Source organism: Mesorhizobium sp. B4-1-1 (genome assembly GCF_006439375.1).
GTDB lineage: Bacteria > Pseudomonadota > Alphaproteobacteria > Rhizobiales > Rhizobiaceae > Mesorhizobium.
This window is the reverse complement of the sequence record NZ_VFTH01000005.1, coordinates 230,466-248,260: the sequence shown is the minus strand read 5'-3', so window position 1 is coordinate 248,260 and position 17,795 is coordinate 230,466. Positions and strand designations below refer to the sequence as shown.

Annotated in this window: 18 protein-coding genes; 10 read left to right on the top strand and 8 right to left on the bottom strand. The window is 59.6% G+C overall.

What is annotated here, in order from left to right:
- Positions 1–21 precede the first annotated feature (21 nt).
- Positions 22–567, top strand: a complete 546-nt coding sequence (locus FJW10_RS09840) for an invasion associated locus B family protein (RefSeq protein ID WP_140899938.1) — start codon at positions 22–24, stop codon at positions 565–567.
- Between the two features lie 5 nt (positions 568–572).
- Here the strand turns inward: FJW10_RS09840 and FJW10_RS09835 are convergent, their stop codons facing one another.
- On the bottom strand, positions 573–779 hold the full coding sequence (locus FJW10_RS09835; RefSeq protein ID WP_140828325.1) for a hypothetical protein: 207 nt from the start codon (positions 777–779) through the stop codon (positions 573–575).
- A 432-nt stretch (positions 780–1,211) separates the two neighbouring features.
- Here FJW10_RS09835 and FJW10_RS09830 point away from each other — a divergent pair, with 432 nt between their 5' ends.
- Together FJW10_RS09830 and FJW10_RS09825 are read left to right on the top strand one after the other, a co-directional pair.
- The gene (locus tag FJW10_RS09830; protein WP_140899937.1) at positions 1,212–3,914 is read left to right on the top strand and encodes a PAS domain S-box protein; all 2,703 of its coding nucleotides are present in this window, start codon (positions 1,212–1,214) and stop codon (positions 3,912–3,914) included.
- A 100-nt stretch (positions 3,915–4,014) separates the two neighbouring features.
- A complete protein-coding gene (locus FJW10_RS09825) occupies positions 4,015–4,386 on the top strand; it encodes a response regulator (RefSeq protein WP_140828336.1) in 372 nt (123 codons plus the stop codon).
- A 517-nt stretch (positions 4,387–4,903) separates the two neighbouring features.
- On the opposite strand, the gene FJW10_RS09820 is transcribed toward FJW10_RS09825, so the two are convergent.
- From FJW10_RS09820 to FJW10_RS09805, 4 genes are all read right to left on the bottom strand, one after another.
- Positions 4,904–7,210 carry an FdhF/YdeP family oxidoreductase gene (locus FJW10_RS09820; RefSeq protein ID WP_140899936.1) on the bottom strand — a complete coding sequence of 769 codons (2,307 nt, stop codon included), beginning with the start codon at positions 7,208–7,210 and terminating at the stop codon, positions 4,904–4,906.
- A 124-nt stretch (positions 7,211–7,334) separates the two neighbouring features.
- Positions 7,335–7,634, bottom strand: a complete 300-nt coding sequence (locus FJW10_RS09815) for a low affinity iron permease family protein (protein WP_348639752.1) — start codon at positions 7,632–7,634, stop codon at positions 7,335–7,337.
- 847 nt (positions 7,635–8,481) lie between these two features.
- A complete protein-coding gene (locus FJW10_RS09810; RefSeq protein WP_140899934.1) occupies positions 8,482–8,715 on the bottom strand; it encodes a hypothetical protein in 234 nt (77 codons plus the stop codon).
- 274 nt (positions 8,716–8,989) lie between these two features.
- Positions 8,990–11,098, bottom strand: a complete 2,109-nt coding sequence (locus FJW10_RS09805; protein WP_140899933.1) for a catalase — start codon at positions 11,096–11,098, stop codon at positions 8,990–8,992.
- A gap of 534 nt (positions 11,099–11,632) precedes the next feature.
- Between FJW10_RS09805 and FJW10_RS09800 the strand changes: the two genes are divergently transcribed.
- From FJW10_RS09800 to FJW10_RS09790, 3 genes are all read left to right on the top strand, one after another.
- Positions 11,633–11,812: a hypothetical protein gene (locus FJW10_RS09800; protein WP_140899932.1), complete on the top strand. Its 180-nt coding sequence runs from the start codon at positions 11,633–11,635 to the stop codon at positions 11,810–11,812.
- Between the two features lie 71 nt (positions 11,813–11,883).
- Positions 11,884–12,156, top strand: a complete 273-nt coding sequence (locus tag FJW10_RS09795) for a hypothetical protein (protein ID WP_140899931.1) — start codon at positions 11,884–11,886, stop codon at positions 12,154–12,156.
- 36 nt (positions 12,157–12,192) lie between these two features.
- Positions 12,193–12,810: an NAD(P)H-dependent oxidoreductase gene (locus tag FJW10_RS09790; RefSeq protein WP_140899930.1), complete on the top strand. Its 618-nt coding sequence runs from the start codon at positions 12,193–12,195 to the stop codon at positions 12,808–12,810.
- Between the two features lie 19 nt (positions 12,811–12,829).
- On the opposite strand, the gene FJW10_RS09785 is transcribed toward FJW10_RS09790, so the two are convergent.
- Complete coding sequence (locus tag FJW10_RS09785) at positions 12,830–13,081, bottom strand: hypothetical protein (RefSeq protein WP_140828360.1); 252 nt, start codon at positions 13,079–13,081, stop codon at positions 12,830–12,832.
- 564 nt (positions 13,082–13,645) lie between these two features.
- On the opposite strand from FJW10_RS09785, the gene FJW10_RS09780 reads away from it, so the two are divergent.
- Positions 13,646–14,086, top strand: coding sequence for a GFA family protein (locus tag FJW10_RS09780; protein WP_140828364.1), 441 nt, complete (start codon positions 13,646–13,648; stop codon positions 14,084–14,086).
- 9 nt (positions 14,087–14,095) lie between these two features.
- On the opposite strand, the gene FJW10_RS09775 is transcribed toward FJW10_RS09780, so the two are convergent.
- The gene (locus tag FJW10_RS09775) at positions 14,096–14,308 is read right to left on the bottom strand and encodes a hypothetical protein (protein WP_140828366.1); all 213 of its coding nucleotides are present in this window, start codon (positions 14,306–14,308) and stop codon (positions 14,096–14,098) included.
- Between the two features lie 88 nt (positions 14,309–14,396).
- Between FJW10_RS09775 and FJW10_RS09770 the strand changes: the two genes are divergently transcribed.
- From FJW10_RS09770 to FJW10_RS09760, 3 genes are all read left to right on the top strand, one after another.
- The gene (locus FJW10_RS09770) at positions 14,397–14,672 is read left to right on the top strand and encodes a hypothetical protein (RefSeq protein ID WP_140829510.1); all 276 of its coding nucleotides are present in this window, start codon (positions 14,397–14,399) and stop codon (positions 14,670–14,672) included.
- A gap of 292 nt (positions 14,673–14,964) precedes the next feature.
- Positions 14,965–15,267 carry a hypothetical protein gene (locus FJW10_RS09765; protein WP_140828368.1) on the top strand — a complete coding sequence of 101 codons (303 nt, stop codon included), beginning with the start codon at positions 14,965–14,967 and terminating at the stop codon, positions 15,265–15,267.
- A gap of 40 nt (positions 15,268–15,307) precedes the next feature.
- A complete protein-coding gene (locus FJW10_RS09760) occupies positions 15,308–15,970 on the top strand; it encodes a DUF6766 family protein (RefSeq protein WP_140899929.1) in 663 nt (220 codons plus the stop codon).
- Between the two features lie 12 nt (positions 15,971–15,982).
- On the opposite strand, the gene FJW10_RS09755 is transcribed toward FJW10_RS09760, so the two are convergent.
- On the bottom strand, positions 15,983–17,770 hold the full coding sequence (locus FJW10_RS09755) for a thiamine pyrophosphate-requiring protein (RefSeq protein WP_140899928.1): 1,788 nt from the start codon (positions 17,768–17,770) through the stop codon (positions 15,983–15,985).
- Positions 17,771–17,795 lie beyond the last annotated feature (25 nt).

The window sequence follows — 17,795 nt, the reverse complement described above, 5'->3', positions numbered from 1 at the left end:
AATTTGAAAGATGGAAACAAGATGAAACGAAACAGACGAGTTGGATATGCCACGCTGATAGCCACAAGCCTGCTCTCCTTTGCTGCCGCATTCGCGCAAGAGACCTCCGGTCTCCCCGGCGGGGCGACCTCGCTCAGGGAAGGGCATGGCGACTGGACCGTTTCTTGCAATCTCGCCATCCAGAACGGCGCCGGTGTGAAGGTCTGCGCACTGTCGCAGGAGCAGACGGACAGCCAGTCGCGCCAGCGCGTGCTGGCGATGGAACTGCGCCCGGCCGGCGAGGCCGTCCAGGGAACGCTGGTGCTGCCGTTCGGGCTGGCGCTGGACCAGGGTGTGACGCTGCAGGTCGATGACGGGCCAGCCCTGCAGCCGCTCCGCTTCCGCACCTGCCTGCCCGGCGGCTGCATCGTGGACCTGAACTTCGACGCCCAGACATTGGCGACCTTGCGCGACGGCAAAAGCCTCAAGGTCAAGGTGGTGGCGGACGGCGGCAAGGAGACGGTCCTTTCCCTGTCGTTGAACGGCTTTCCCAGCGCTGTCGACCGGACGGCCGCGCTGTTGAAGTAGACGTTCTATTTCCCGTATCGCTGCTCCAGGGCTTCGGCAATGTGTTCGCAAAGCAACTCCCCGGTGACGATGGTGACGTGGAGACGGATGCGTGCGCCCTGCGGATCGACCATCGTGACCACCGCGCCGCGGTCGGAGTATTCGAACATATCCAGAACCTTGTGAATGACGAAGTCAGCTACGTTGGGCACCGAGCCGGCGTGATCTTCCACGGCCTTCCTCCATCCCGAAATCAGCGGATCATCCCTTTGGTCGGCAGTCGTGTGTCTAGAAAGTCTCCGACAGCTGTCCGATCGTTAAATATGTAGCGGCTTGTATTAGCGTCCAGAAGAATATTACCGCTCCGCAGCATCCATTGCGCATGTCCTTGGAGCGGGCGGCCTCTCGGCAGCCAAGCCGGGAATCGGATCTTTGACTGGCTGCTTTCCGCATAGGTCTGGATAAGCGTCAGGTCGCGGTGCCGTGCAAGCGTGCGGCGAACGGCTCGAAATAGCGGCATCATCGATTCGCCGGATTTGCTGGCCCGGCGCCGGCGAACGCCTTCAGCATAACACCTGCCGTTAATGGCCGGATGAATTGTGCAGCCCGTTGGAACCTCTTGCGAAATCGGGTGTTAAGCTGCGTTTAGGGGAATTCAACCTTTCATGGAACAACGAGCTTTGCCCTCCAGCATTTCTGGCGCGAAATCCTTCGCCGATGAAAGGGACGTCGAACGGCACCGAGCGGTCCTGCTCCCCGGCAGCGAACTGGAAGATTTCTTCGAGAATGCAGCCGTTGCTCTCCACCTGGTGGCGAATGATGGCACCATTTTGCGCGCCAATCGAGCCGAACTGGACTTATTCGGCTATGCCGCGGAGGAATACATCGGCCGCAACATCCGGGAATTTCACGCCGATCCCGCCGCAATCGACGACATTTTGAACCGTCTCTCTCGGCATGAGCACCTTCAACATTATCGCGCGAGGTTGCGCGCCAGAGACGGCTCCATTCGTTGGGTGGAGATAACATCGAACGTGCGTTCGGTTGGTGGTCAGTTCCTCAACACGCGCTGCATCACCATCGACGTGACTGAAAAGGTCGAAGCGGAAGAGTTGTTGCGCGAACAGGAGCAGAGACTTGCCCTGACCTATCACAGCGCTGGTGTGGGAATCGTGGAAGCTGACGCCGAAGGCCGGCTGCTGCGGGTGAACGGACATTTGTGCCGTCTTTTGGGCTATACGCAGGAGGAGCTTGTTGGTCGATCGATTTTCGATCGGACCTTTCCTTCCGACGTCGAGGCGGATCGCACGAAATATCGCCAACAGGTCGCCGGCGAGATCAAAAGCTACACAATCGAGAAGCGGTTCGTGCGCAAGGACGGGTCGCTTTTCTGGGCTGTCGTGACGTCTTCCAGCGTCTACGACGGCAGCGGGCGGTTTCACTACGCGGTGCGGGTGCAGCACGATATCACCGAGCGGAAAGAGATTGAGGCGACGCTCGCCCGAAGGGCCGAGGAGCAGGCTGCGCTGCATCAATTGACCGAAATGCTGCAGCACGCCCATACCCGCGAAGACGTCTACGAGGCTGCGCTCGATGCGATCCAGCGCGGGCTAAGATGTCAGCGCGCTTCTATTCTGCTTTTGGAAGGCGGGATCATGAAGTTCGCCGCCTGGCGCGGCTTGTCGGACGCGTATCGAAGCGCCGTGGAAGGCCATTCGCCCTGGTCCGCAGCAGACCACGATCCGCAGCCCATTTGCATGCGCGATGTGGAACAGGCAGAGCTCCCCGGCAACTTGAGACACGCAATCCGAGCAGAAGGCATCGGCGCGGTCTGTTTCATTCCGATAATCGAAGGCGGGCGTCTGCTGGGCAAGTTCATGGCCTATTTCGACGAGCCGCACGATTGCTCGGCAGAAGAGATTGAAGTCGCCCGGACAATCGCGCGGCAGCTCGGGTTCGGCATTGAGCGTGTCAAGGCACAGAATGCAGTCCAGCGACTGGCTGCAATCGTGGAGTCGTCCCATGACGCCATCGTGAGCAAAGATCTCAGAGGCATCGTCTCGAGCTGGAACCGCGGCGCCGAGCGCTTATTCGGCTATACGGCCGCCGAGATGGTAGGCAAGCCCATCACCACTATCATTCCCGAGGATCGGCTGGATGAAGAGCCGCTGATATTGGGTCGCATCCGCAACGGCGAACTCGTGGATCATTTCGAAACGGTTCGCCGCCGCAAAGACGGAACGCCGGTGGATATCTCTCTCACAATATCGCCGGTGCGGGATGCGTCAGGCCGTACCGTCGGCGCTTCCAAAATCGCCCGAGACATAACTGACAAAAAGGTAGCGGAGGCGAAGATACGAGACAGCGAGCGCCACCTTCAAGACCTGCTCGCCGCCATTCCTGCCGCGATCTACACCACCGATCGCGACGGGAAGATCACCTATTTCAATGAAGCGGCGGTGCAACTCGCCGGACGAACGCCCGTGATTGGCACCGACGAATGGTGTGTGACATGGAAGCTCTACTGGCCGGATGGAACGCCGCTTCCCCACGATCAATGTCCAATGGCCATTTCGCTGCGCGAAGGGCGGCCCATCCGGGGATATGAAGCGGTGGCCGAGCGGCCGGACGGTACCCGGGTTCCATTCATTCCCTATCCCACACCGATGCGCGATGCGGCTGGAAACATCACCGGCGCCATAAACATGCTGGTCGATGTGAGCGAGCGTAAGCAGGCCGAAAGCCAGCAACGGATCTTGCTCGACGAGCTCAATCATCGCGTGAAGAACAACATGATGATGCTGAAGTCCCTGCTTTCGGTGGCGTCGAGGACCAGCAAGAGTTCGGAGGCTCGGACCGTTCTGGATGAGGCCAGCAAGCGGGTGGCCGCCATGGCTGCCGCTCAGCGGGTCCTCTATGACACGCCCGATGCCATCAACTTCAGTGCTGAACCTTTCCTGGAAGCTGTTTGCGAGACGGCAAAACAGATGTTCCCCCCAGCCGTCCAATTGCTCTGCGAGGCGGATCCGATCCAACTGCCAAATGACATTGCCATGCCGCTGGCGCTCACGATCAACGAGCTTTTGATCAATGCCGTGAAGTATGGCTTGCCCGGAAATGGGCATGGAACCGTTCGCGTTTCCATCAGACAGAACGGCCCAAGCATTAAGCTGGTGGTCGAGGATGAGGGCCCGGGATTCGAACTGACTTCGGTGCGCTCGTCGTCGTCCGGCCTGCGACTTGTCGAAGGCCTAGTGCGACAGATCGGCGGGAGGTTCGAAGTCAGCCGGCACCCGTCCAGATGCACAGTGTTTTTTTCTCAGATGCCTCAGGAGATTGGCCTTGCGACCAAAAGCAGCGATATCTGAGCTAAACCGTGCGGGGGACGTCAATCGATCCTTCAAACCGCAGGTGGTTTTCTCCCGGGATGATATGAGCGGCGGACAGGCCGAGACCACTCGGAGCCACATGATCTTGGTCGTCGAAGACGATTATCTGATCGCGCTGGACATAGAGGCCGGACTGCTGGCCGAAGGCTTTTCGCTGGCGGGCCTCGCGACCAGCGCCGATGAGGCAATAAATTTGGCGCTATCAACCAAGCCGGCGCTTGCGCTGATGGATATCCGCTTGCTTGGCAAGCGGGACGGAATCGAGGCCGCCCTGGAATTGTACCGCGATCTTGGCATACGGTGCATCTTTACGACGGCGCATAGCGATCGCGACGTGAAGCTTCGAGCTGAAGCGGCCAGACCGCTGGGATGGGTGCAGAAGCCTTATTCGATAGCGACGCTAGTCGCAGCCATTCGAAATGCTTTTCAGGAGCTCGAGGAGGAGAGCTGAACGCGCGGAGAGGGTCATTTAAGCAGTTGGACGCGCCGAGCGCCACGTCAGTGCTTGATCTTGGGTGTGATTTGAACCTTTGGACCAGGTCTTGAGACCGAGGCGATGGAGACTTTCGGTAGATGCCTGGCTGGTTGCTCGCGGAAGCATACGGAACGGTACGGGAAGCTTCGTGATTTTTCCCACAAAAAACGCGATGAAATCAATGTCCTAACCATGTCCTCCGGGCCCGCCATTCAGGCCGCCAGTTTTGGCGTGTCTTCAGCCGTCTCAGAATAGGGTCGACATTTCCGTAGGTTAGCGGCGCCCTCGCGGCAACGCTTGGCGGCGACGCCGCCTTTCGCGTTTCTGATATTCAGTCCGTCTAGCGTCGCGAACGGCAGCTTTGCGCTGCTTATCGGAGGTTCGAGATGGCATTCCATGGAAGCGGCCATTCGTTCATCTTCGATCGACATCGGCACTTGACCGCCCAAGCGCCCATTTAGGACGACAACCAATGGCCGTCAGGCCACGCGCCTCACTCAGGCCTGATGATCCGCACCGGCACCGATTTTGCCGCCGGCACATGCGCCTTCTCCGCGCGATGCCAAAGCGGGATCAGTGGATTAAGCTCGGGATAATAGCCAGCGCAATTGCCGCGCGGGATTGAGTAGGGTGTTACCCTCAATCCTCGAACGCAACGCTCGATCCCGTCATCGGCAGCCGAAATCACGTCGATCTCCTGTCCTTCGCGGAGGCCGATGGCACGGATGTCATCATCGTTCATCAGCAGCACCATGCGCGTTCCGTAGATGCCACGCAGTCGATCGTTGTAGCCATATACGGTGGTGTTGAACTGATCGTTCGAGCGAATGGTGATCAGTGTCAACACACCCGGCCGCGCAGTATCTACGTCCGGATCGGTCTCCAGTGCGGTCGGCGGCTTGAAGTTCGCCTTTTTGTTCGGCGTCTCCCACACTCGGTTCGATGCCTTGATATCGCGATGAAATCCGCCAGGCGTCAGAAACCGCTTGTTGAAGTCCTTGAAGTGCTGCGGATAGCAGCGTTCGATCTCGTCTCGAATGCGCGCATAGTCGTCAATCCATTCGTCCCAGGGGATCGAGCTCTTGGCAGCCACCGTGGCCTTGGCGAGTTCCGCGATTATTTTTGGCTCGGAAAGCAGTTTAGGACTGGCGGGCGGCCGATAGCCGAAGGAGCCATGGATGCAGGCCGTCGAATCTTCCATCGACACGTGTTGCTCGCCGGTTGCCTGCCGGTCTTTCTCGATGCGAGACAGGCAGGGCAAAAGATAGGTGACAGCGCCCGGGATCAGATGGCTGCGGTTGAGCTTGGTAGCTATCTGGACGTGCAGTCTCAGATGTCGCCACGACGCCTCGACCAAGCCGGTCTCCGGCACGGCGCGAACGAAATTGCCTCCCAGTCCGATGAAGGCCTTCACGGACCCGTCGATCACGCCCTCACAGGTCTCGACGGTGTCAAGGCCCTTTTCTCGCGGCGGCTCGAACCGATAGAACTCGGCGAATTTGTCGAGCGGCACGAGCTCCGGCTTCTCCGATATGCCGACCGTGCGCTGCCCTTGAACGTTGGAGTGGCCGCGCAGCGGCGAAATGCCGGCGCCCCTCTTGCCGACGTTACCGCGCATCATCAGCAGGTTGCAGAGCATGTGAACGTTTTCAGTCCCGTGCCGATGCTGCGTCAGCCCCATTCCATAGTTGCCGATCACCGCCGAGGCGCGGCTGTAGACGTACGCGACATGTTCGAGGTCGGCCTGCTTTAGGCCCGAACGCGCCTCGATGTTCTTCCACGAGGTCCCGCGCACATAGGCTTCGAAGGCATCGAAGCCGTGCGTATGCTCTTCGATAAACGCGGTGTCGAGAACACAAGGCGCTCCTGTTTGCTTAGCCGCGTCATCAAGCGCCAGCACGGCTTTCGCGATGCCCGTCATCGCTGCAATATCTCCGCCGCCACGAAGCTGAAGGAAGTCGCTCGACATCTTCGTTCCGGGACCCGGCGAGAGCATCTCGCGCGGGTCCTGCGGGTTCTTGAAACGCTTCAGGCCGCGCTCGGGGAGGGGATTGAATGTTATGACCGGGACGCCGCGCCGACGCGCCTCTTCGACGGGGTGAAGCAGACGCGGTGCGTTGACGCCCGTGTTGTGGCCGAAGAAGAACATCATGTCGCAATGCGCGAAATCCTCGAGCTGCACTGTGCCGACCGGCGAACCGATACATTCCGGCAGCCCCACGGAGGTAGACTCGTGACACATGTTCGAGGAGTCAGGCAGGTTGCTTGACCCGTAGATGCGAGCGAAGAGCTGGTACATGAACGACGCTTCGAGCGAGGCGCGGCCGGAGGTGTAGAAAACAACCGATTTCGGATCGAGCTTGTTCAACTCCTCTCCGATGCTGCGGAACGCCTCTTCCCACGACACCGGCTCGTACTTATCCGTGACCTCGTTGTATCGCATCGGCTCGAGAAGCCGGCCTTGCTTTTCAAGATCGTGATCCGGCCAGTCGAGCAACTCATTGACCGAATGCGAGGCAAAGAAATCTGGCCCGCATCGACGCTTCGTCTGATCCCACATCGTGGCCTTGGCGCCGTTTTCGCAAAACTCGAACGGACGAGGCTCCGCTGGCTTGGCCCATGAGCAGGAAACGCACATATAGCCGTCCGGTTTGTTCTGCCGCAGCAGGGTGTTCCAGATACCGGACATCAGCAGCCCCTCGGCCCTCGCCCGACGGATCAACGACTTTAGGGAACCCCATCCGCCCGTGGGATGATCATATTTTGCGATTTTGACGTGGTCGGTGGTGGAGGGATTCATGGCTGTGCTCGCGAACGATGCTTAGGCCTGCAACAATTGCGAGGAGGGTAAGTTCCTTCGGAGAAATCGGGTCCTTGGCGCCGTGGTTCACGACTTGGTGATGCCGCGCAACGAAGCCGAAAGTTCAGCCTGTCTGTTCGCTAGCGGCCGACCGTTCCTTTTCAATCTCTTCCGGTTCCTTGTCGTCGATCTCCGTAACATCGTCACTCGCGGCGCTGGTCGCCCGGATGAGCTCATCCAACTTCGCCTGCAAGGCCTGCGTGTCGCGATGCTCCGCCCGCTGAATGAAGAGTGTCATCGCCCAAGTGACCAGAGTGGCAACGCCGTGCCAGTCGAACGTCTCACGCTCGAAGATGATCCAACTGACGGTGAAGGCGGCAAGGATCAAAAAGGCCGAGGGCCGCGAAGTGAAGACGCCGCCCAAGGTTAAGGCTTCTCGAAGCGCGTGTTTGACCATCACCCCGAACGTGAGCGGAACCCCCAGGTTCCTTTTTGGCGAACAAGAAGCTCAAGAAAAGCGCGCGGAACGAACCATTTGTGTTGGCGGTTGTTGGAGATCAAGCCGCTCACCTAAAACGGAGGTCACCATGGAACGCGGCCTATTGCTTTGGCTACTTGGAGTTTCAATCCGATCATCCTCCTGATCATGCTTTTCGCGCGATAGGAGGATCCGATGAGTTCCGCTATCTCGCCAGTCGAGGTCACCGAAGAATCCTCGTCCACCGCCGTGAGACGTATCTCGCCCAACTGGGCGCTACACGAACGGGGCCTTTCCGAGACCGATGCCAAGGCGCATGTCGATGCCGTCATTGCAAAGTCGAGGATGCAAAGACAAAGGCGATGCAGGCAGCCGACAGTGCGGGGAAGCCGCAGCCGCTTTCGCCTTCCTCGGTGCCTTCCTCGCTCGTTAGCCCAAGAGCGCTTCATTACTCCGGCCCGGGCTTGTCTTGAGGCGAGTTTTTCTTTTCATCAGCGCCGACAACAACATTGGAGTCACTAGGAACCAGTGGAATTTGGCCGAGTTGGAACATTAAAGAACGGTTCGAACCATGTCTCGGGATCAAGATCAAAGCGACGGCCTTGCGAAACTGCTGAGAAAGCAGTTCGCCAACGAAAGAATGCGGCGGCACTTGCGCGGCCTGCCTCTTTTCAAAGTTGAAAGATGGCTTCCCGACGGACTCCGAGAAATTCTCGATCGTTTGGGAAAGAGCGGTGGAAACAATAAACGTCAGTGACGGAGACCTCGGCTCTGCTCACGGCGCCAGCTTGCGTTACCGCTCGCCTTGGGTCTTGCGAGCAGTTTCGGCCTCTTCAACGGTAATGACGCAGACCAGCCGGCCAGCTTCGTCCCGAACACGCACCAGCCAGCCCGACAGATCGCCTATGCCGGGTTGACGATCGACCAGGACATCTATTGCGGAGCGGACGGCTTCCTCGCGCGCCGCCTCTCGGTTCGGCATTCTGGATGGAGGAACCAGGCGGCTGCCATCGCCGTCGCGGTACACCGCCTTCGTCCTCCGCAGCGCCCAACGTGACCTGGTCGAAATTGCCGTTGCTTTCGGCGTCATAGGCGGTGGACGCTTTATCGAAAGTAGCCGTCTGAACCAGGATGGCTTCGCACGCTCTAAGGCGGGTGCGTGATTGCCCCCTTGTAGCCATCTCAACGGTGACGCATTCGCCTCCCTCGCCGCGGAAGCGCACAAGCTGTATCAAATCTCCGGTCTTGAGTTTCCGTTCGCGTCAGTTGCATTCGAGCCTCCTGTGCCGACAACAACCCTGTCATAGTTTGACCGCCATTTCCCGGCTCCAAAGACGCAGCTTGCGGCACGATTCCAGAAAGCCGGCAATCGCCTTCGGATCGTCGAGAGCGATCATGCCTTCGTCGGCCTCGGGGTCGACGCCCGCTTTCTGCAACAAGGGCATGGCGCCGGCTGTGAAGGCTATGAATTTGCAATGCGCAAACGCGTCGGCAACGAAGTCGCGCGCGCCAGCCTCGCCGGTCAGGCGCTCGGCGCCATCTTCGGTCAGGACAAGGGCGACCGCATCGAACAGAACGGAGGGACCACCGTCGATCATGTGCCGGCCTTCAATCCAGCTGCCGTCGCCGGCTTCGACACCGCCGACCTTCGGAGCGATAACCTCCATGGTGGCGCCTTCCTTTTCGACGGCCGTTTGTAGGCGCTTGAGAAGCGCCGCATCAGCTCCTGCGCTGACGAGCGCACCAATCTTGCGGCCTGCAAAACTCTTTGGCCCATTCTCGACGATGCTCAGCGCCGGCGACGGCTCCAGATCGTTTCTTGTGGCGACGGCAGCGTCGGCAGCCTTCGGCAATTCCTTGATCCCGAGCCTGTCCGCAACCGTCACCGCCAGCCCTTCGTCGATGTTGATGAGATGCGCGATCATTCGCTCGCGGATAGCCGGCGTCTCGACCTTGCTGAGTTCGAAAGTCAAAGCCATCGCGATATGGCGCTGCTCCGGCGGTGTCTGGCTGTTAAAGAACTGCCGCGCCTGGCTGTAGTGGTCGGCGAAGCTTTCGGCGCGCAGGCGGACCTTTTGACCCTCTTCCACATCGGCGAAAGAGCGAAAACCACGCTCCGGCGATTCCCGCGGACCCTCGCCAAATGAGTTTGGTTGGTAGTTTACCCGTCCAGTCGGATTGCGGATCGCCATGTGCCCGTCCTGCTGGAAATGATGAAACGGACACTTAGGCGCGTTGATAGGAATGTGCGTGAAGTTGGGGCTGCCCAGCCGCTTCAGCTGCGTGTCGAGATAGGAGAAGTTACGGCCCTGCAGCAGCGGGTCGTTAGAGAAGTCGACGCCGGGCGGTACATTCTGCGTCATGAATGCCACCTGCTCGGTCTCGGCGAAGAAATTGTCGGGCATGCGATCGAGCACCAGCCGGCCGACCGGGATCGGTTCGAGCTCTTCCTCCGGAATTATCTTCGTCGGATCCAGCACATCGAAGGCAAAGCTGTCAGCGAAATCCTGGTCGAATAGCTGAACGCGCAGCTCCCATTCCGGGAAATTGCCGGATTGGATGGCCTGCCAAAGATCGCGGCGATGGAAGTCGGGGTCCGCCCCATTGATCTTCACCGCTTCGTTCCAGGCGACAGACTGCAGACCCAGTTTCGGCTTCCAGTGGAACTTGACGAATGTGGATTCGTCCTTGGCGTTCAGGAAGCGGAAGGTGTGAACGCCGAAACCCTCCATGAAACGGAAGGAGCGTGGTATCGCGCGATCCGACATGACCCACATGATCATGTGCATCGACTCAGGCGTGAGTGAGATGAAGTCCCAGAAATTGTCGTGCGCGGACTGGGCCTGCGGAAAGGCCCGGTCGGGCTCCTCTTTGACGGCATGGATCATGTCGGGGAACTTGATCGCGTCCTGGATGAAGAAGACCGGGATATTGTTGCCGACGATGTCCCAGTTTCCCTCCTTCGTATAGAGTTTGACCGCGAAGCCACGGACGTCGCGCGCCAGATCGAATGAGCCCTTGGAGCCGGCGACCGTGGAAAAGCGCACGAAGGCCGGCGTCTTCTCGCCGGCGCGTTGGAAGATGTCGGCGCGAGTGTATTTGGCGAGCGACTGGTAGGTCTCAAAATACCCGTGTGCGCCGTAGCCGCGCGCATGCACGACGCGCTCGGGTATGCGCTCATGGTCGAAATGGAAGATCTTCTCGCGAAAGTGGAAGTCCTCGAGGACCGTCGGTCCACGCGGGCCGATCCTGAGTGAGTTCTGATCGTCCGAAACCGGACCGCCTTGGGCAGTGGTAAGGACATCATCGTCCCCACTGGCTCGCTGATGCAGTTCGCCGCCTTCGCCGCGTACCAATCTTTGGTCGTGGATAACGGCCTCATTTGTCACGCGGCGGGGCGACTTGGTCATCACTCAATCCTTCTTGCTCGAAAAGGGGGTGGCTCGGTGCGCAAACGACATGCTTTGCGCCGCATTGCGTTCGGCCTCCGGGAGCGGCGATCTCGGTGCGCGATCGGTCAGCCTTCACACGTCGGCTGGCGTCCCAGTTGCCCATCCGATTCCTGTTTTTTTGAATCCCGCTTTCCTTCAATCCGGGAGCATGCCGTGCGTTCCGGCCGAAATATTTCGTGATCGGGGCGGGGCTCCGAGGAATACGGAGGAGAGGGTGCGCCGCCCTACGCCATGAAGCGGCAGGGCCTTGGAACATTCTTATGCATCGGCAGTTCAGCGCTAAAGGAAACGCAAGATGAAATGCTTGGCAGGCCTCATCGCCGGATGCAGCGATAACGGCGTCGATAGCTCGAACATGAGTTCGGTGAGCAACCAACCCCGGATTAGAACCCTCAGGCCGAGAAGGATCAAACCGCGAAATCGAGCACTGGCGGTGACCAGCAAGGTACACAGGCCCCCAAGCCCGCAGCGCCGAAGCAATAGGAAGATGTTATGGCCGACAGATCGATCGTTCGTTCGAAATCGGATCGCCCACCCGAGCGCGACGCCGAAGCCCAGTCCGAGAAACGTCACAAGGGCGGCAAGAATGACGGTGTCGTAAGCGCCGATCCACGCGTCATCTCAAGGAAGAAGGATGGCGACGCGACGTTTCCGATCAATAAGGAAAAATGACGCGTCCGAGACGTCTGCGGGGTCTGTGCGATCTAAACGCCAGCAAAGCTTCTCCGTCAGGGAAAACAGCAATGCCCAATTTTCGGTTCGAGGTGGTCACTGGCGGTCGGTCCAACCTGATCGACGAAGAGCTTGCGAGCACCGACCTGGCCAGCCCCAAGGCTGTGGAATTGGCGAAGGCTGCAGCGAGCACTTCTCCAGATGCTGACCATTCGGAATCCCAGGTCAAAGTCTATGACGACGCCGGCTATCTGATCGCGACCGTCAATTTCTCTGATGTCTCGAGGGACAGTCCTCCAGAGGACCTGCCCACGGAGGAGCCGGGCGTGATGCGCTCCGGCTGAGTTTCGATCATCCCGCACCTGTAACAGGAAAAACCAATGCCCACTGCCTTTGCCCTCAATTGTTCGCTGAAAGCATCCGACGACAAGGAGAAGTCCTCCACACACAAGATTCTAGCCGATATGCTTTCCGCGCTCCAGGCCCATGGAGTGAAGGGTGAGACCGCGCGTGCCATGGATCACCACATAAAGCCGGGCGTGCTTTCGGATATGGGAAAGGGCGACGACTGGCCGAAGCTGCGCAAGAAGATTCTGGCCGCCGATATCTTTATCCTCGGCACGCCGATATGGCTGGGCCAGCCTTCCAGCGTCGCCAAACGTGTGATGGAACGGATGGATGCTTTTCTCGACGAGACGGATGACAAGGGCCGAATGCCGGCCGCCGGAAAAGTTGCCTTGGTCGCTATCGTCGGCAACGAGGACGGCGCCCATCATTGCCACGCTGAGTGCTATCAGGCGCTGAACGACGTCGGCTTCACGGTGCCAGCCAACGCAGGCGTCTATTGGGTGGGAGAGGCGATGGGGGACGTAAACTATGTTGATCTGCCCGATACTCCCGACAAGGTCGCCAAGGCCATCGAGATGGCTGCTGCCAACGCGGTTCATCTGGCCGGACTGTTGGCAGGCAGCAATTATCCGGGTGTCAGCGAAGACTGAAGTGCATAGCGCATTCCTTCTAGGCCGGTAAGGAAACCAGCCGCTTGATTTTTTCTAGCTTGAGCAAAGTCAGCTTCCTCAGCGACTTCTCATAGCCGGCCTCACCGTGATCGATAACGAAAACCAGTGTCACAAAGTCGAGCATGAATTCGTCGATTGCAGTGGTTCGATCCTGCGACGTTCTAAAACGCGCAAGCAACGCTCGAGCGCGTTCGGCGCTATCGGCCTGCGCGGCACTGACCAACGCTTCGATTTCTTGGAAAAAGTTCAACTGTGTTCCCCCTGCCGCCGTGAACTAGCCACGAGGAATTCCGTTCCAAGTCAGTTCTGCAAAGACGATGGGCCAAGGTGCAATCCGGCGCGCCTAGCTGCAATTGTTGTCTGCCGTTGTCGCGCGGGCGTCGCCGCGCGATCCAATGCAAAGGAAGGATTCGGTTGGATGAGGCACGCGGGCGTTTGGGAGGGGCTATCATGCAACGGCGCAGACGGCTGAACGATCCCACGATGCTTTCGCCCCAAACAGACGGCGGGAACGAGTATGTGGCAGGAACTTCACCTTCTTAACGGGGTTGCCCTGACGGAAATTTGCGGCGAATGGCACATCACCATTCGCGAAGACGGCAAGGGTGGTTCGCAGTTTTGAGTCAGAGCAATATGCATTGAGCTTGCGGAAGGCCAGAAGACCCGGCTCGAGCTTGACAGGTGTCCGCGTCTGACTGCGCTTATGTTGGACCGAGGTGGAGAATATCAAGCTCACCCGCAACTGATTGGTTCAGGAACCGACAGGCTCTCCTGATGTTGTAGCCGCAAGCGGCATTGCAGGAGACGCCACTCGATGACTCGTATTGAACAAGGCCGTTGCTTCTGCGGCAAGGTTTCAGCGGAATTTGCCGGAGAGCCATTCTGGATCTGCTTCGATCACGACGACGATTGCCGGCGGGCGATCGGCAGCCCGCTTACCGTCTGGATCGGATACCGGCCGGACGACGTGAAATGGACAGGCGCGGACCCCAAGACATTCTCCAAGACCAGAGGCGTGGTCCGATCGTTCTGCGAAGAATGTGGTACCTCCATCGGCTACGCCGATCAGGGCCTCGCGGACGAGTTCTATGTCTCGATCGGTTTCATGGATGCGCCTGAGAAGTTTGCGCCGCAGGCCCAGGCCTATTGGGAAATGCGGCTCCCCTTCATCGTCATGGACGACAGCTTGCCGCGCGTGAATGGCTATACCCGCCGACGCGACCCCTCACTTGGAAATCCGCGCGATCGTTCGTGAGGGCGCATATTAACTCACGCTATTGGGCCGACGTCGGGCAGGCTTGCGCGTCTCCCTCATCTTCAAGGCGTTAAGGAAAGCAACGGCGCCCATATCGCAACCGTGCTTGGACGGTCCATTGGAACTGATGACAATCTTGGCTTGCGCCAGCGTCAAACCATGTTTGTCCGCAAAGGTTTGCGGGTCGTAAGCGCCGTGCCACGTATCGATTGGTTTTGACATGCAGCCTCCCTGGTCGATTTGAACGCACCGAACCGTGATCGGTTGCAGCCGAAGCGCAGTTGTAAGTACCGCTCTTCAGGGAGCAAACCTGGTATGCGCTGTTCGTGCCTTTTGGCCTGAGCACCCGGTCACCTACGCGTTGTCGGTCGCCGCCATCATCGCCGGCGTAGTGCTGGTTCAGGGCTTTCGCGACACTGCGGCGATCCATGCCAAGTTCGACGAGATCGCCGTCGCCTTGAAGGAAACGCGCAACGAAGTCGTCGGGCTGGAGCACGAGGATCCTGACCGGATCAAGACGGCGGTCGACAGGATCGAGAAAGAAGCGGCCGCGGGCGCAACAAGATGCGAGAGGCGCCGTTCCTGATATGCCGGCAGTTGCCGGTTGCCGGGAGTCCCTCAACCTGGCAGAGAGCCCGTCTTGCCGAGGGGCGGGCTCTCACATGCCATTGCAGCCAATAACACCCGCTTCGCCGTCCGACAGGTTGATTTAGGATGGACCTGCAGGCGTAAACACCGCCCCAGCCGCTTCAAACGCATGGCGGATCGATAAGACCTTTTCCGCCCGCGTTTCCAGTGCGAGCACCGTCAAAGGATACCGGCCGTCGGAACAACAGGCCGGCGGCACTGTTTCCGTTGAACGACAACGGAGAAGAGCGATGCCTACCGAATATGAAAACGGCGCACGAAAGCCCGTAACCAAGGACCGGCCGGATCCGAACGACGCCTTCTCGCAGGAAGCAGCGGCCAACAAGAAGCCATCCGGCGGGATGGGCCTGACACGGCCGGTCGAAGAAGTTCAAGACCGGAAGCATCAGCGCGACGGACAGAACCAGCGGCAACCGACACCCAGCCCGTCGACCGAGAAGACGTCCGGCGCCGGGCCCGCCGTCTCGGAACACTCGAAAGACACCAAGGCGCCAAAAACGGGCCGCCAGCCTGGAGCTTATGTGAAGGAATAGCCGTGCCTGGCCTAGCCGACCTTTCGCCAGACGGGGTGACATGGTGAAGTTCGTCAAGGACAACGGCCTGCTGATCGCGGTGTTCTGCATTTTCCTGGGCTGCCTGATCGGGCAGTCGATCGCCGGCTATTTTGCCGACCAGCAGGATCGACTGATGCATGGCCTCTCCAGCCGGCCGTTCGTCTCTTTCCTCGGATCAGGCGAGTTCCTCGAAAGCGTCTTTGAGAACTGGGAAAGCGAGTTCCTGGAGAAGTGGGCCTATGTCTTTCTGACCGCTTATCTGGTGCAACGGGGCTCAGCGGAATCGAAGGATCCAGACGCCGACTCGCCCGAGAACGACGATCCGAAATTGCATAGGCGCGATCCCAATGCACCTTGGCCGGTAAGGCGAGGCGGCGCGGTGCTTTGGGCATACTCTCACTCGCTTGGGTTCGTCCTCTTGCTGATTTTCGCGTTCACCTTCGTGATCCACCTTTGGCAAAGCACGCGTCATGCGAACGAACAGGCGATACAGCATGGGCAGCCGGTGGAATCCCTATTAGCCCATCTCGCTTCCGGCCAATTCTGGTTCGAGAGTTTCCAGAACTGGCAGAGTGAATTCCTATCGACGGGCGTGCTGGTTTTGCTGGCCATATGGCTGCGGGAGCGCGGCTCGCCGGAAAGCAAGCGGGTCGCCGATCCCCACGACAAGACCGGCCATTGAGCGGAGCCGTTTCTAATCGGCGCCCGGCAAGACCGAGCTCAAAACCTGTCTGACCGTTCCGTCGACGACTTTCGCCTCACTGGGGTCGCCCTTGGCCAGCGCGGTGGCGAAATTCTTGACCTGCTTAAGTGTGAAGTGCGGCGGCAGAGGTGGAACTTCCGGGTCGGTTTTGACCTCGAGGACGACCGGCATATCGGAGAACAGGGCGTCGTCCCAGGCTTGGCCGAGATCGGCGGACCGATCGATGAGAATACCCTTAAGACCAATGAGTTCCGCGAAGCGGTGATAAGGCACATCGGGAATGCGCTGCGAGGCTTCGAATTTCGGATCGCCTTCCATCACGCGCTGTTCCCAGGTGACCTGGTTGAGGTCTTCGTTGTTGTAGACACAAATGACGAAACGAGGGTCGTCCCAGTTCTTCCAGTATTTCTGCACGGTAATCAGTTCCGCCATGTTGTTCATCTGCATGGCGCCGTCACCGACGAGGCCGACGACCGGGCGGTCGGGATGGGCGAACTTGGCCGCGATGGCGTAGGGAACCGCGGCGCCCATGGAGGCGAGGCCGCCGGACAGCGAGCACATCATGCCGCGCCGGATCTTGACGTCGCGAGCGTACCAGTTGGCGCAGGAGCCGGAGTCGCTGGTGAGGATCACATCGTCCGGCAAGCGGGTTGAAAGCTCCCAAGCCACGAGCTGCGGGTTGACCGGACTGGCCTTGGCGTGGGCGCGCTTGCCGAGCAGCTTCCACCATTTCTCGACGTTTCGCTCGATATCGCCGCGCCAATCGCGCTTCCTTTTTTGCTTAAGGAGAGGCAGTAGCGCGTCGAGCGTTTCCGCTGCATCGCCGACAAGGGTGACATCCATGGGATATCGCAGCGACATCATTGCGGGGTCGATATCGATCTGTATGCCGCGTGCCTGACCTTCCTTCGGCAGGAACTCAGAATAGGGAAAGCCCGATCCGATCATCAGCAGCGTGTCGCATTCCTGCATCAATTTCCATGACGGCTCGGTGCCAAGCAGGCCGATCGATCCTGTCACCCAGGGCAAGGCATCGGGCAGAGCTGCCTTGCCGAGAAGCGCCTTGGCGGCGCCGGCGCGCAACCGATCCGACACGGCAATGACCTCGTCGGTCGCCTCGAGTGCTCCCGCGCCCACGAGCATGGCAACGCGCTCGCCACTGTTCAGGATGTCGGCGGCGGCTTTCAGATCGTCCTGATGGGGAATGACCTTCGGTCGCCGGTAGCCGACGCCGGAATGCACCGTGCCATGGACACGCCCCGGTTCTTCGTAGGGCAATTCCTGAAGGTCGTTGGGCAGGATGAGCGCGGTGACGGTCCTCTTTGCCAATGCAATCCTCACGGCTCGATCGACGAGGTGGCGGACCTGGGCGGGCACGGAAGCCTGATGGACGAATTCGCCGGCAACATCCTTGAACAGCGCCGCCAGGTCGACCTCCTGCTGGTAGTGGCCTCCGATCGCCGCGCGTGCCTGTTGGCCGACGATGGCGAGAACCGGCTGGTGGTCCATGCGCGCATCATAGAGACCGGTGACCAGATGGGTGGCTCCTGGCCCGGATGTGGCGATACAGACGCCAAGCTCGCCGCCGAACTTGGCGTAGGCGGATGCCATGAAAGCGGCCATTTCCTCATGCCGCGCCTGGATGAATTCGATCTTGTCCTTGGCCCGGCCCAGCGCTCCGAAGACGCCATTGATGCCGTCGCCGGGGTAGCCGAACATCCTGCGCACGCCCCAGCTGTGGAGCCGGGAAACCAGGAAATCTCCGACAGTTTTGGCCATGGTGGACCTCCGCGCGCAAAGGCAG